The following is a 13,871-nucleotide window of genomic DNA, read 5'->3' as shown; positions in this document are numbered from 1 at the left end:
AGGGCGCGACGGCGCTGGCGCACGTGGCCCGGATCCACGGGGTGGTGTCGCGGGAGTGCCTGGAGGTGCTGCGCCGGCACCCCGACGACGTGGCCGAGGACGACCTGTGGACGTTCATCGAGCACCGCAGGCTGCCGGCGTGGTTGTGGTGGCGGCGGCTCAGGGCACGGCCAGGGCGGCGAGTTCCGCGCGCACGGCGGTCTCGGTTACGAGGTTGCGCTGCCCGACGGCCCGGCGCAGCGCCTCCTCGAAGTGCCGGCGGGCTTTCGCGGGATCGCCTTCGGCCTTCGCGACGCGGCCGCGTTGCACGGCGATGTGGCAGCGCATCTCATCCGGCCCGTACCAGCCGCCGGGACACCGTTCCCACGCCTGGTCGCACTCCCGGTAGGCGGTCGCGTAGTCCCCGGTGACGCGGGCGAGTTCGGCCAGCCCCAGATGGGCGCCCGCCTGCACCACCAACGCTCCGGCACGCCGCGACAGGGTCAGTGCGAGCAGGAAGTCGGTCCGCGCGCCCTCGAGGTCGCCGGTCATCAGGGTGGCCTGGGCGCGGGCGATGACGGCCTCGGCGGTGTCCTCGGTGGCGCCGAGCTCGTCGAGCAGGCCCCGGCCGCGTTCGATGTGGATCAGGGCGTTCACGGCGTCGCCCTGGTCCAGCGCGATCTCACCGAGCTGGTTGAACGCGAGCGCCGCGCCCCACCGGTCACCGACCTCGGTGAACGCCGCCGCGGCCTGGTGCAGCAGCTCTGCGCCCGTGGCCGGGTCGCCGCCCATGCGCGCGACGAGACCGTCGCCGACCAACGCGAGAGCGGCGCTCCACGGGTCGTGGCCGAGCAGCCGGTGGCGGCGGTACCACACCTGCGAATCGTCCTCGGGCGCGCCGAGCGCCATGCCCCACATCATGGTCATGATCGGGTAGCGCGGCGGGTCGACGAGCTTGTCCATCAACGTGTCGGCCTGGCGGATGCGGGCGCTCTGGTCCCCGGTCGCGACCGGCCACGCGATCAGCAGGCACAGCGCGTACTCCTGCTCACGGCCGTGTGGCGGGGTTTCGCCGCACGCGTGCAGCACGGCGTCGGCCTGCTGGGCGGCTTCGGTGCGCAGGCCGCGGAACCAGTAGTAGGTGGCGAGCGCGGCGACGAGTTCCAGGGCGAGTTCGTGGTCGTGGGCGGTGGCCCAGGTGACGGCGGCGACGAGGTTGTCGTGGTCGGCGGCGAGCCGGGCGAGCCACTGGATCTGGTCGTGGGCACGCAGGTGCGGTTCGGCCTGCTGGGCGCGTTCGAGGAACCACCGCGCGTGTGCGTGCCCGAGGTCGGGTGCGTGGGTGGCGCAGAACGCGCGGATGGTGTCGAGCATGCGGTAGCGGTCGTCGGCGACCTCGACGAGTGACTTGTCCACCAACGACGACAGAGTGTCCACATCGGACTGGCAGACGGCGGTGGCGGTGTCGAGGCCCGCGCCGCCGCTGAACACGGTGAAGCGGGCGGCGAGGTCGCGTTCGGCGTCGGTGAGCAGGTCCCAGCTCCACTCGACGACGGCGTGCAGCGTGCGGTGGCGGGGTGCGGCGGTGCGGCTGCCCTTGGACAGCAACCGGAACCGGTCGTCGAGCCGTGCCGCGATCTCGTCCAGGGGCAGGGACCGGACGCGGGCGGCGGCGAGTTCGATGGCGAGCGCGATCCCGTCCAGTCGCCGGCACACCTCGGCGATGACGGCCGGATCGGCGTGGAAGCCCGGTTTGACGGCCTGGGCTCGGTCGAGGAACAGGCGGGTGGCGGCCTCGGCGTCCAGCGCGGTGACGGGGCTGAGGGTCTCGCCGGTGATGCCGAGCGGTTCGCGGCTGGTCGCCAGCACGCGTACGTCGGGGCAGGCGGTGAGGATGCCGCCGAGCACGCGGGCGGCGTCGTCGATGACGTGTTCGCAGTTGTCCACGACCAGGACGACCTCCCGTGTCGCCAGCGCGGCCCGCAGCCGGTCCTCGACGCTGAGCGGACCGGCCGACAGCAGTCCGGCCTCGCGGATCCCGAGGCCGTCGAGCAGGGCGCGGGCGACGTCGGCGGTGGCGCTGAGGTCGACGAACGCCACCTCGCCCGGTTCGCGGTGCGCGACCTCGACGGCCAGCCGCGTCTTGCCGGTCCCGCCGGGGCCGATCAGCGTGACCAGCCGGTTGTCGCGCAGCCACTTCGACACGCGCCGCAGGTCCTCGTCGCGGCCGACGAAGCTGGTGAGCTGCGCGGGCACGCCCCGGTGCGGCGCCTGGGCCCGCAGCACCTCCAGATGCGCGGCCGCGAGCGCGGGGGAGGGATCGACACCGAGCTCGTCGGCCAGCAGCTCACGTCCCTGCGCGAACACGTCCAGGGCCTCGGTCTGGCGGCCTTCGCGGTGCAGTGACCGCATCAACGCCGCCCGCACGTCCTCCCGCAACGGATGCTCCGCCACCAGGTCACGCAACTGCTCGCTGCTCCCGCCGGAGACGACGCAGCGGATGAGCACCTCGGTCAGCCGTTGCCTCGCCCCCGGCACGAACGGCGCGTCGACGTCGGCCAGGGCCGGTCCGCGCCACAGCGCCAGCGCGTCGGCCGCCCGGCCGGCCTCGAGCAGCTCGACGCAGCGCAGGTGATCCACGTCCGACGGCTCGGCGACGAGCCGGTAGCCGGCCGGGTGGTGCTCGACCACCAGCCCCGGCACGGCCCGGCGCAGACGCGAGACCTGCGACTGCAGCGCGTTGGCCGCACCGGCGGGCGGCTCGGCGTACAAGCCGCCGATCAGCTGGTCGTGCCCCACGATCCGCCCAGCGTCGAGCACGAGCATCGCCAGCAGGGCGCGCTGCCGTGGCGCCGCGACCTCCACGCCGTCGACCAGCACCGGACCGAGCACCCCGAACGTCACCGGGCTGATTCTTCCCGAGTCCCAAGATCCACGAGACCGGAACCGGCCTTGGGCCGAATAGGTCGACTATCGATGCATTTCGGTGACCGGGCGTATCAGCTCCACCACGTGCGGTCTCCTTCCGTTCGGTCGGGGACGAACCAACGAGCGGAGAACCATGAGACCCAGCATCACGGTCGGCGCCGCGCTAGCGGCCACCGTGGCACTCGCCATCCCTGCGCACGCCGCCACCGGCAACCTGCCCGGCGGCACCTCCATCGGGGTGACCATCACCGGCCCGGCGAACAACGCCGTGGTCGTACCCGGCCCGGTCACCGTGACCGGCAAGGCCTCGATCGGCACCGGCGCCGCGGTCGTCGACACCGCCCTGACCTACGTGCTCGACGTGTCCGGTTCCACCGGCGGCACCGTGACCGCGGGCTGCGGCGGCGACCAGAACGGCGACGGCAACCCCGCGACGATCCTGGACTGCGAGATCGCCGCCGCCAGGTCCCTCAACGCGAAGGCCGCGGTCCCCAACACGGTCGTCGGCAGCGTCGGCGCCGCCGTGTTCGGCTCGGACAGCGCGACCGTCGACGTCGGCCCGGCGGCAGGTGACCAGAAGGTCACCGGGCCCGCCACCGACGCCAACGGCAACGGCACCCCCGACATCTCCGAAGCGCTGGGCAGCGCCCACATCGGCAACGTGCAGCTGTTCACCCCGCACAGCTTCGCCTCCGGCACCAACTACACCGCGGGCCTGACCGCCGGCCTCTCCTCGGCCACCGCCGCCCCGCAGCAGCGCAAGCTGATGATCTTCCTCTCGGACGGCGCCGGCTCCGGTTCCGTCGACGCCCAGCTGCAGCAGGCGGTGAACGCCGGCATCAAGATCTTCACCTTCGCCGTGTCCAACGGCGTCGCCTGCGGTGCGGCGAACGCCGCGAACTCGTTGCGCAAGATCGCCGAGACCACCGGCGGCACCTGCACCGAGGTCCCCAACGTCTCCCAGCTGCCCGACGTCGTTCCCGGCGTCATCGCCTCCAAGCTCACCGAGCTGACGCTGAAGGTCGACGGCGGCTCGGACCTCCCGATCACCTCGATCACGCCGGGTCTGCCGCAGGACGGGCCCGCGACGGTCGACTACACGGTCAACACCCCGGCGCTCGCCGCGGGCACGCACGAGCTGTGCGTCACCGCCCGCGGCACCGATGGCGGCGGAGCCGGTGGCGTGACCGAGTGCGTCACCGTCAAGGTCAACGCCCCGCCCGTGGTCAAGCCCGGCGGCCCGTACGCCGGGCAGGAAGGCACGAACGTCGACCTCGCGGGCGTGGTGACCGACCCGGACGGCCCGTCGCTGACCACGGCGTGGACCGCCGCCCCGCAGTCCGGCGTCGACGCGGGCGCGACCTGCTCGTTCGGCAACGCCGCCGCCCAGACCACCACGGTCAAGTGCACCGATGACGGCGTGTGGCAGCTGACGCTGACCGGCAACGACGGCGTCAACCCGCCCGTCGCGGTGTCCACGACGCTGACGCTGTCCAACGTCGCCCCGCAGGCCGCCCTGAACGCCGACAAGACGCTCGTCACCCGTGGCACCGCCGTGAACTTCTCCGCGCCGTTCACCGACATCGCCACCAACGACAAGCACACCTGCACCCTGGACTTCGACGACGGCAGCCCGGTCGTCAACGGCACCGTCGCCCAGGGAGCCGGTAGCGGCACCTGCACCGCCTCACGTACGTTCACCGCACTCGGCGCGCACAACGTCCTGGTGAAGGTGACCGACGACGACGGCGCCTCGGCCACCGCCGTCGTGAAGGTCGTCGTCTACCTGCGCGGCGAGGCGTGGGCGCTCAACGCGACCGGCCTGATCACCGTCGCCAAGACACCGCACGCCCAGTGCCCGCCCAACGAGGACAAGACCGTCGCCTCGGTCAACGTCCTGGGCCTGGCCTCGGTGAACGCCCTGCACGCCGACTGCACCCTCGACGCGAACACCGGCCGCACCGTCGCGTCGGCACGGGTGGAGGGAGCCTCACTGCTGGGTGGGGCGATCACGCTCAACGCCATCGAGGCCAAGTGCGTGAGTGACGCCAACGGTGTCGTGGGCTCGTCGAAGGTCGGCACGCTCAACGGCCAGCCCATCGGCACCGGCCCCGCCACCATCGGCATCCCCGGTGTCGCGACCGTGCACCTCAACGAGACCGCGACCGGACCGAACGGCCAGCTGATCCAGAACGCCGTCCGGGTCCGCACGCTGCTCGGCCAGGAGATCATCGTGTCGGCCTGCCGCCTGGGCTGACCTTCTGAGTGAGGCTGGGAGGGACCGCGCTCCCTCCCAGCCTCACCCCAGCTCGTGCCCGGTCGTCACGTCCACGTGCGCCGGGACCTCCTCGTGCCGATCGCCCACGGTCAGCGTTCCGGAGGGCTCGAACAGCAGGATCCGCGCACCGTGCGGGGCCACCGGCTTGTGGAACGTCCCGCGCGGCACGGTGAACACCTCGCCCTTGCCGAGCACGACCGTGCGCTCGCCATCGGACTCACGCAGCCCGATGTGCAGTTCGCCGTCCAGCACGAGGAAGAACTCGTCGGTGTCGTCGTGGACGTGCCACACGTGCTCACCCTCGACCTTCGCGACGCGCACGTCGTAGTCGTTGACGCGGGTGACGATCCGGGGGCTCCACAGGGCGTCGAAGGAGGCCAGAGCCTTGTCCAGGGCGATGGGTTCGTTCATGCCGTCGAGCCTGGCCGGTGGCGCGACCTGGGCGTGAGTGCTAGGAATCGCACATGCCGCAAGAATCCTCGCACCGCGTCGTCGTCATCGTGGACGAGAACTCCAACCCGTTCGAACTCGGCTGCGCCACCGAGGTCTTCGGCCTGCACCGCCCCGAGATCGGCGGCCACCTCTACGACTTCCGCCTCTGCTCACCGCAGCCGCACACGGTGATGCGCGACGGCTTCTTCACCCTCGCCGGCGTTGCCGGGCTGCAGGCCGCCGAGCACGCCGACACCCTCATCGTCCCCAACCGACCCAACGTCGAGGCCCCCAGGCGCCCCGAGGTCCTCAACGCCATCCGCCGAGCCCACACCCGCGGCGCCCGCCTCGTCGGCTTCTGCAGCGGCGCCTTCACCCTCGCCGAAGCCGGAGTCCTCGACGGCCGCCGCGCCACCGCCCACTGGCAGTGGGCCGACGACTTCCGCACCCGTTTCCCGGCCGTGCACCTCGAACCCGACGTCCTGTTCGTCGACGACGGCGACATCCTCACCTCCGCCGGCAGCGCCGCCGCCCTCGACCTCGGCCTGCACCTCGTCCGCCGCGACCACGGCGCCGAGATCGCCAACTCCGTCAGCCGCCGCCTCGTCTTCGCCGCCCACCGCGACGGCGGCCAGCGCCAGTTCGTCGAACGCCCGGTACCCGACCTGCCCGACGAGTCACTCGCCCCCGTCCTCGCCTGGGCCCAGCAACACCTCGACACCCCGCTGACCGTCCTCACGCTGGCCGCCCGCGCCGCCATCAGCCCCGCCACACTGCACCGCCGCTTCCAGGCACAACTCGGCACCACACCGCTGGCATGGCTGACCGGCGAACGCGTCACCCTGGCGTGCAGGCTGATCGAACTGGGGGAGCGGCGCTTCGACGTCGTCGCCCGCCGCACCGGCCTGGGCAGCGCCGCCAACCTCCGCGCCCTGATGCGCCGCGAGACCGGCCTCACCCCGTCGGACTACCGGCGCCGCTTCAGCCCAGCGCCCGCAGGATGATCCGCTCCACCACCCGCGTCTTCGCGTCGGCGTAGTCCTGCACCCGCTTCCACGTCCGGCCCGCCAGCTCCCGCTTCGTGCGCTCGTACTCCTCCCGATCCTCCGGGTGGTCGCGCAGCCGGTCGCGGAAGGCCAGCATCCGATCGAGCTCCTCGCACCTGGGGGAGTAGACGTGCAGGTTCACGTTCGGCTCCACGCCCTTGAGCAACCGGTGCTCGTGCCACACGGGCTCGCGCAGCCGCAGGTAGTAGCCCGCCTCCACCAACGCCGGAACGTAGGCGTCCTCATCGGCCGAGTCCGGCACGATCAGCATGATGTCGATCAACGGCTTCGCCGCCAGCCCCGGCACCGACGTCGACCCCACGTGCTCCACCCGGACAACCTTCCCGCCCAGCGCCGCCCGGATCTTCGCCTCCTCGACGGCGTACCACCGCGGCCAGTCCAGGTTGTAGTCCTCCAGCACCACCGGGGCGTTGTGCGGCGGCGTCTCCGTCACGAACTCCACCTCACCCGGCTCCACCGGCCGCGCCACATACGCCCGTTCGAGGATGTCCAGCACTACCTCGTTCTTCGCGTCCGCGTAGTCCTGCACCCGATCCCAGGCCCGCGACGCCAGCGCACGCTTGGTCGACGCGTACAACTCGCGGTCCTCGGCGGTGTCACGCAGCCAGTCGCGGAACAGCAGATGCCGCCGCACCTGAGCGCACCCACGCGGGAACACGTGCAGGTTGATGTTCGTGTCCGGGCCCTTGAGGATCCGGTGGTCGTGCCAGTCGTCCTCCCGCACCGTCACCCGGTACCCGGCGGCCTCCAACGCCGGCACGTACGACTCCTCGTCCACCGGGTCGTCCACCACCAGCATCAGGTCGATCACCGGCTTCGCACACAACCCCGGCACCGACGTCGACCCGACGTGCTCCAGCTCGGCATCAGGCAGGGCGGACAGGACCCGCGCCCGTTCCCGTTCGTACAGACCAGGCCAGGCGGAGTCGTACTCGGCAAGTTCGATGTTCACGGCAAACCCCCACATAGGCAGTCGGCCAGAATATCAACTCCCGAACAGATCACCCGCCGACTCGACCCGCGCCAGCACCTCGTCCGCCGTGAACACCAGGTCCTCCACAACCTCGCAGTCCTCGACCTCGTCCCACGTCACCGGCGCCGACACCGCCGGCCGCTCCCGAGCCCGCAACGAATACGGCGCGATCGTGGTCTTCGCCGTGTTGTTCTGCGACCAGTCGATGAACACCTTCCCCGGCCGCTGCGCCTTCGCCATCGTCGACACGACCAGCTCCGGATGCTCCTGCGCCAACCGCTGCGCCACCGCCTTCGCGTACTCCGAGGTGTCCTTCGCCGGCGCGTACGCGTACACCTGCATGCCCTTGTTGCCCGACGTCTTCGCCCACGAGTCCACGCCGTCGTCGTCCAGCACCACCCGCACCTGCTCCGCGACCCGGCAACACTCCACCACCGTCGCCGGCGCACCCGGATCCAGATCGAACACCAGCAGGTCAGGATCCCGCTTGCCCCCGCGCGGCCCCACCGTCCACTGCGGCACGTGCAACTCCAGCGCCGCCAGATTCGCCAGCCACACCAACGTCGCCAGCTCGTCCACCATCACGTAGTTGACGGTCTCGTTGCCCTTCGAACTGCCCGGCGACTCCAGCCGCATCGTCCGCACCCAGTCAGGCCGGTGCTCCGGCGCGTTCTTCTCGAAGAACCACTTCCCGTCCACCCCGTTCGGATAGCGCTTCAACGTCACCGGACGGTCCTTCAGATGCGGCAACAACACCGGCGCGATCCGGGTGTAGTAGTCGATCACCTCACCCTTGGTGAACCCGAACTCCGGATACAACAGCTTGTCCAGGTTCGTCAGCTTCAACACCCGGTCCTCGACCCTCACGGTCGCGTCACTGCTGGTCAACCCGACGCACCTCCTCCGGCGTCTTGTCCGGCCGCAACCCCCGCCACGCCGGAAACCGCATCCGCCCGTCCGGCGTCCACTGCCGGAACACCACCTCCGCCACCAACTCCGGCTCCACCCACAACGCACCCTTCGCCCGTTCCCGCGGCACCTCCGTCACGAACGGCGAACCCTTGCGCCCCAACGCCTTCAACCGCGGCGTCAACACCGCCAGCTCCGCGTCGTTGAACCCGGTGCCCACCGACCCGGCGAACGCCAGCCCGCCGTCCTGGGGGATACCCAGCAACAGCGCCCCCACCACACCCGCGCGCTTGCCCTCACCCATCCGCCAGCCGCCGATGACCACCTCCTGCGCGAGCAGGTCCGTGATCTTGCGCCACACCGGGCTGCGCGTCCCCGGCTGATACGCCGAATCCAGCCGCTTCGCCACCACCCCTTCCAGGCCCTGCTCACGGCTCGCCGCCAGCACCGCGGCACCGTCCTCGTCGTAGGACGGGGGAGTGAGCCAGTTGGGGCCCTTCAACTCGAGGCTTCGGAGCAGCTCACGGCGTTGCCGGAAGGGGAGAGGCATCGTGGAGCTGCCGTCGAGGTGCAGCAGGTCGAACAACAGCAACGTGGCCGGAAACTGCCTCGCCGCCCGCCGCGCGGCCTCCGACTTCGTCACGTGCATCCGGTTCTGCAACGCGCTGAAACTCGGCCGGCCGTTCTGCAACGCCACGATCTCCCCGTCGAGCAGCGCCTCCGTCGACCCCAGCTGCTCACCCACGCCCTGCAGCTCCGGATAAGCGACCGTGATGTCGTTGCCCAGCCGCGACCACGCCTGCACACGGCCACCCTCGACCCTCAGGATCGCCCGGACACCGTCCCACTTGAACTCATAAGCCCAAAGATCATCATCATCCTGGGGGAGGGGACCGGGAACAGCGAGCATCGGCTTCAGCTGCTCCGGCAAGGACTTCCAGTCCGGACGCGCCGCAGCGTGCCGGCGCTTCATCATCCAGTTCTTCTCGTCCTTGCCCGACCGGAAGAACACGAACTGCCCCTGCACCCGATGACCGTGCAGAACAACGTCCACCTCACGGTCCGACCACTTCACCGTCTCATAGCGGCCCCGGTCCCAGATGACCATCTCACCGCCGCCGTACTCACCCTTCGGAATCTCCCCGGAGAACTGCGCGTACTCCAACGGATGGTCCTCGGTGTGCACGGCCAGACGCACCACATCAGTCGTGGACGGCAAACCCTTCGGCACCGCCCACGACACCAGAACACCATCACGCTCCAACCGCACATCCCAATGCAGGCTGCTCGCGTGATGCTCCTGAATCACGAACGTGTCGTTGTCACCCTTCGGCAACTCGTCCGCGCTCGGAACGGGCTCCGGCGTCCTGGCCGGATCCCTCTTGCGCCGGTACTCGTCGAGCCCGGCCATCTACGCCGACGAGGCCTTCTTCTTCGGCGGCGCCTTCTTCTCGCTCTTCCGCCCGGCCTTCGCCTTCTCCACACTGCGCTCCAGCGCCGTCATCAGATCGATGACATCGCCCTTCTCCTCGGCCTCCGGCTGATCGGGCAACTCCGCACCCTCCGCCTTCGCCGCGATCACCTTCTCCAGCGCGTCCCGGTAGTCGTCGGTGAACGTGTCCGGATCGAAGTCACCCGCCATCGACTCCACCAGCGACGTCGCCATCTTCAACTCCTGCGGCCGCACCTCCACGTCCTGGTCCAGGAAGTCGAACTCCGCCTTGCGGATCTCGTCCGGCCACAACATCGTGTGCATCACCAGCACGTCATCACGCGCCCGGATCGTCGCCAGCGTCTCCTTCTGCCGGATCGTGATCTTCACGACCGCCAGCTGACCGGTTTTGACGAGAGCGTCCCGCAGCAGCACGTACGGGCGCGCCGCCGCCTTGTCCGGCTCCAGGTAGTACGTCTTCTGGAAGTAGATCGGATCGATCTCCTCCGCCGGCACGAACTCCAGAACGTCGATCGACTTGTCGGTCTTCACCGGCAACTTGTCGAAGTCCTCGTTCTCCATGATCACCATCCGGCCGTCGTCCAACTCATAGCCCTTGGTGATGTCGCCGTACTCGACCTCTTCGCCGCACACCGAACAGACGCGCTTGTACTTGATGCGCCCGCCGTCCTCCCGGTGCACCTGGTTGAAACGGAAGTCGTGCTCCTCGACAGCCGTGTAGAGGCGCACGGCGATCGTCACCAACCCGAAGGAGATGGCCCCACGCCACACGGATCTCATTCTCATTGGGTACCCCTGAAATGCGGTTTTCGCACTATCAGGTCACCCACTTGGCCTAACGATCCGGCAACCGGGCGACCCCCGGCACAAGCGTCATAGCCGAGCGTGCCGCATCCCGGTGGAGCACCGCTAGATGTCCTTGAGCGCCCGATACGTCCTGTTGCTCGCCACCGCGGCCCGTCTCTCCCGCGCCGTCGCCTCGATGTAGTTCTGACTCGTCGCCAAGCTCGCATGCCCCAGCAACGCCATGATTTCGCTCGCGTTCGCCCCGTCCTCGGCCAGCCGCGTCGCGAACGTGTGCCTCAACGCGTGCAGACTCGCCCCCGTCGGCACCCGGTCGTTCAACCCCGCCCACCGGAAACACGACTTGACCAGGTACTCCAGCCCACCCCGCCCGATCGGCTCACCCTGCCGATCCCGCAGCAACGCCGACTCACGATCGAACCGCCCCTGAGGAAAACGCTGCCTGCAGCTCTTGAGATAGGCGTCCACGATCCGCTCCATCGGCGGCTCGATGGGAACACTGCGGTCCCGGTTGCCCTTGCCCTTCACGTGCAACCGCTGATCACCCTCCCGTCCGACCACACTCGCCAACGTCAGCGTCCGCATCTCCGCACTCCGCAGCCCCGCGACCAGCCCCAGCGCGATGACCAGCACGTCCCGCTCGGGCCACGGATCACGCCCCTTGCTCGCACCCTCCGCCGCGGCCGTGAGCAACTGCTCGGGCGTGTCCTCACCACGCAGCGGCTTGGGCACGAGCGGAGGCGTCTTCGGCCGGGCGATAGCGCCCATCGGGTTGCCGGCGATGAGGTCCTCGGCCACGCAGAACGTCAGGAACTGATTCCACGTGGACCAGGCCCGCAGCACGGAGCTCTTGGCGTGGGTGTCCGCGAACAACCCGAAAGCCTGACGGAGGTTCGCCCCGGTGAGCTGGCCCATGACGAGTTCCTCGACGGGGGAGAGGAGGGCCTCGGCCAGGAGTGTGTTCACACCGGAGAGATCCCGCTGGTAGGCCGCTGTGGTGTGCGGGGAGTCCTTGCGGGTCCGGCGGGCGAGGAAGAAGGCGTCCTGGGCGGCGAGCACGTGCATATGGATCTTGTACCGCACACCACCGACAATTCCGCGCACTGTGCTGGATAATGGCGATTATGCATGAAATGTCCGTTTCGCCGGGATTCGACGCGGCGGAGGAAGACGCTGGACCAGGTGGCGTCACTTGGTGGGGATCGCGAACGTAATGGCGCCCCGCCACGTACGTCTCACTGACGACACGTCGGTGTCGACCGCGCTCCGACATCGCCGTGGATCTGATGTTGTGGCGTCTGCAAGCGCAGCCGGCCTGCCCGTTGGCTGTGACTTGCAGACGCGCCAACACGGGCGTTTCAGCCCCTTCTGAGGCGATCTTCGCAGGTCGCCGTTTCGCCGATAATCTACATTATGTCAAGTAATGGAGATCTGGGCCGCCCTGAGGGCTCTCCCGCGTCCTGCCCATCGGATCTGCGGTGGCTTGGATCCGTTCTTCTCTTCACGACCGGCGCACGCGCGTCCGTTGCGCCTCGGCTCGGCGACGCTGCTGTCGGTGGCGCGCTCGCGGTGAGCCCGTGGGCACATCAGCCGGAGCATCCTGAAGGTCCGCTCTGCTGCGGCCCCCGCGTTCGGTCTTACGTCACCGTGGCGATAAAGGTCCGCGGGAACCGGACCGCGCTCGGCTGGCATCCTCGATGTCATGATCGATGAGTTCGCCAAGGAGTACCTGCACAGCGATCTGCGTGAGTTGCGCGAGGCGCTGGTGTGGAAGCTGGACGGGTTGGCCGAGTCGGAGATACGGCGTCCGCTCGTGGCGTCCGGGACGAACCTGCTGGGGTTGGTGAAGCATCTGACGTTGTCGGAGTCGCGGTATTTCGGTGAGGTGTTCGGGCGGCCGTTTCCTGAGCCGATGCCGCGTTGGGACGACTTGGCGGCGCGTGGGTTGGACATGCGGGCCGACGAGTCTGAGTCGCGTGAGGAGATCGTGGAGCGTTATCGGCGCGTGTGGGTGCATTCGGACGCGACGATCTCTGCGCTTGCGGTGGACTCCCCTGGGCATGTGCCGTGGTGGCCGCGTCCGGACGTGATGTTGTTCAACGTCCTTGTGCACGTGCTGACGGAGACGGCTCGTCATGCGGGGCACGCGGACATCCTGCGGGAGCAGATCGACGGCGCGACCGGTGAGGGGCGCTGGTGAGGGTGCTGGGGCAGACTCCCCCGCATGCGTTTGCGATCTACGTGCCTTGTTATGGCGAGACCTATGGCGATCCGTCTGTTCTGGTGTCGCTGGCCGTTGAGGCGGAGGCGGCCGGCTGGGACGGGTTCTTCATGTGGGATCACCTGGTGGCGGAGCCGTTGGTGGCGGAGCCGTTGGTGGCTGATCCGTGGGTGACGTTGGGGGCGGTGGCGGCGCGGACGTCGCGGATCACGTTGGGGCCGATGATCACGCCTGTCCCCCGGCGTCGTCCGTGGAAGCTGGCTGTGGAGGCGTCGACCTTGCAGCGGTTGTCGGGTGGGCGGTTGGTGCTCGGGGTGGGGATGGGTGTGCCTCGGGATTACACGTCGTTCGGTGAGGCGTCGGATGCGCGGTCGCGTGCGGCGCGGTTGACCGAGGGTGTGGAGTTGGTGCAGGAGTTGCTCTCGGGTGAGCCGGTGGAGCATCGGGGTGGTGTGTTCGAGGCGTCCGGGGTGCGGTTGGCGCCGGTGGAGGTGCCGGTGTGGACGTCGGGGATCTGGCCGCGGAAGGTGCCGTTCCTGGCAGCGGCGCGGGCGTCGGGGTTGTTCCCGATCATTCAGGACGGGTCGGGTGGGTTCGCGGTGGCGTCTGCTGAACAGGCGGCGTCGATGAAGGCGGAGTTCGTGGCTGCGGGTGGGCCGGTGGACGGGGATTTGGCGATCTGGGGTGGTGGGGCGCGGCCGTCGGTGGCGCAGGTGTCGGAGTTCGCGGACGCTGGTGCGACGTGGTTGTTGCTGGACGGGTGGAAGGCGTCGCTTTCGGAGCTGCGTTCGTACGTTTCTGCTGGTCCGCCGCGTTAGAACGATCTT

General features: G+C 69.5%; 11 protein-coding genes. 4 read left to right on the top strand and 7 right to left on the bottom strand.

Annotated features, from left to right (window positions below):
- Positions 1-159 precede the first annotated feature (159 nt).
- The gene (locus ACH413_RS05725) at positions 160-2,883 is read right to left on the bottom strand and encodes a BTAD domain-containing putative transcriptional regulator (RefSeq protein WP_360036511.1); all 2,724 of its coding nucleotides are present in this window, start codon (positions 2,881-2,883) and stop codon (positions 160-162) included.
- A gap of 157 nt (positions 2,884-3,040) precedes the next feature.
- On the opposite strand from ACH413_RS05725, the gene ACH413_RS05720 reads away from it, so the two are divergent.
- Positions 3,041-5,164, top strand: a complete 2,124-nt coding sequence (locus ACH413_RS05720; protein WP_360036508.1) for a choice-of-anchor P family protein — start codon at positions 3,041-3,043, stop codon at positions 5,162-5,164.
- 42 nt (positions 5,165-5,206) lie between these two features.
- Here the strand turns inward: ACH413_RS05720 and ACH413_RS05715 are convergent, their stop codons facing one another.
- Positions 5,207-5,596, bottom strand: a complete 390-nt coding sequence (locus ACH413_RS05715; protein ID WP_360036505.1) for a cupin domain-containing protein — start codon at positions 5,594-5,596, stop codon at positions 5,207-5,209.
- Between the two features lie 53 nt (positions 5,597-5,649).
- Between ACH413_RS05715 and ACH413_RS05710 the strand changes: the two genes are divergently transcribed.
- Entirely contained in the window at positions 5,650-6,621 is a 972-nt protein-coding gene (locus ACH413_RS05710) for a helix-turn-helix domain-containing protein (RefSeq protein WP_360036502.1), read from the top strand.
- Here ACH413_RS05710 and ACH413_RS05705 read toward each other — a convergent pair.
- From ACH413_RS05705 to ACH413_RS05685, 5 genes are all read right to left on the bottom strand, one after another.
- The gene (locus ACH413_RS05705; protein WP_360036499.1) at positions 6,599-7,636 is read right to left on the bottom strand and encodes a GrpB family protein; all 1,038 of its coding nucleotides are present in this window, start codon (positions 7,634-7,636) and stop codon (positions 6,599-6,601) included. The two genes, ACH413_RS05710 and ACH413_RS05705, sit on opposite strands and share 23 nt — an antisense overlap.
- Before the next feature lie 33 nt (positions 7,637-7,669).
- A complete protein-coding gene (ligD, locus tag ACH413_RS05700; RefSeq protein ID WP_360036496.1) occupies positions 7,670-8,545 on the bottom strand; it encodes a non-homologous end-joining DNA ligase in 876 nt (291 codons plus the stop codon).
- On the bottom strand, positions 8,532-9,977 hold the full coding sequence (gene ligD / locus ACH413_RS05695; RefSeq protein ID WP_360036494.1) for a non-homologous end-joining DNA ligase: 1,446 nt from the start codon (positions 9,975-9,977) through the stop codon (positions 8,532-8,534). The genes ligD (ACH413_RS05700) and ligD (ACH413_RS05695) overlap by 14 nt, the downstream gene beginning before the upstream one ends.
- The gene (locus ACH413_RS05690; protein WP_360036491.1) at positions 9,978-10,799 is read right to left on the bottom strand and encodes a Ku protein; all 822 of its coding nucleotides are present in this window, start codon (positions 10,797-10,799) and stop codon (positions 9,978-9,980) included. It abuts the gene before it with no gap.
- Positions 10,800-10,928: 129 nt separating this feature from the next.
- Positions 10,929-11,906 (bottom strand): tyrosine-type recombinase/integrase, encoded by a 978-nt coding sequence (locus ACH413_RS05685; RefSeq protein ID WP_360037261.1) that lies wholly within the window; start codon positions 11,904-11,906, stop codon positions 10,929-10,931.
- A 619-nt stretch (positions 11,907-12,525) separates the two neighbouring features.
- Between ACH413_RS05685 and ACH413_RS05680 the strand changes: the two genes are divergently transcribed.
- Positions 12,526-13,023, top strand: coding sequence for a DinB family protein (locus ACH413_RS05680; RefSeq protein WP_360036488.1), 498 nt, complete (start codon positions 12,526-12,528; stop codon positions 13,021-13,023).
- Positions 13,020-13,862 carry an LLM class flavin-dependent oxidoreductase gene (locus ACH413_RS05675; protein ID WP_360036485.1) on the top strand — a complete coding sequence of 281 codons (843 nt, stop codon included), beginning with the start codon at positions 13,020-13,022 and terminating at the stop codon, positions 13,860-13,862. The genes ACH413_RS05680 and ACH413_RS05675 overlap by 4 nt, the downstream gene beginning before the upstream one ends.
- Positions 13,863-13,871 lie beyond the last annotated feature (9 nt).

The organism is Lentzea sp. NPDC020367 (assembly GCF_044387305.1).
GTDB lineage: Bacteria > Actinomycetota > Actinomycetes > Mycobacteriales > Pseudonocardiaceae > Lentzea.
The sequence above is the reverse complement of the archived record's forward strand: the minus strand, read 5'-3'. Positions and strand labels throughout refer to the sequence as shown.

Excerpts from the sequence above, each read along its gene's own strand:
- ACH413_RS05710 (WP_360036502.1), top strand. The coding sequence starts at position 5,650 with ATGCCGCAAGAATCCTCGCACCGCGTCGTCGTCATCGTGGACGAGAAC.
- ligD (WP_360036494.1), bottom strand. The coding sequence starts at position 9,977 with ATGGCCGGGCTCGACGAGTACCGGCGCAAGAGGGATCCGGCCAGGACG.
- ACH413_RS05690 (WP_360036491.1), bottom strand. The coding sequence starts at position 10,799 with ATGAGATCCGTGTGGCGTGGGGCCATCTCCTTCGGGTTGGTGACGATC.
- ACH413_RS05715 (WP_360036505.1), bottom strand. The coding sequence starts at position 5,596 with ATGAACGAACCCATCGCCCTGGACAAGGCTCTGGCCTCCTTCGACGCC.
- ACH413_RS05680 (WP_360036488.1), top strand. The coding sequence starts at position 12,526 with ATGATCGATGAGTTCGCCAAGGAGTACCTGCACAGCGATCTGCGTGAG.
- ACH413_RS05720 (WP_360036508.1), top strand. The coding sequence starts at position 3,041 with ATGAGACCCAGCATCACGGTCGGCGCCGCGCTAGCGGCCACCGTGGCA.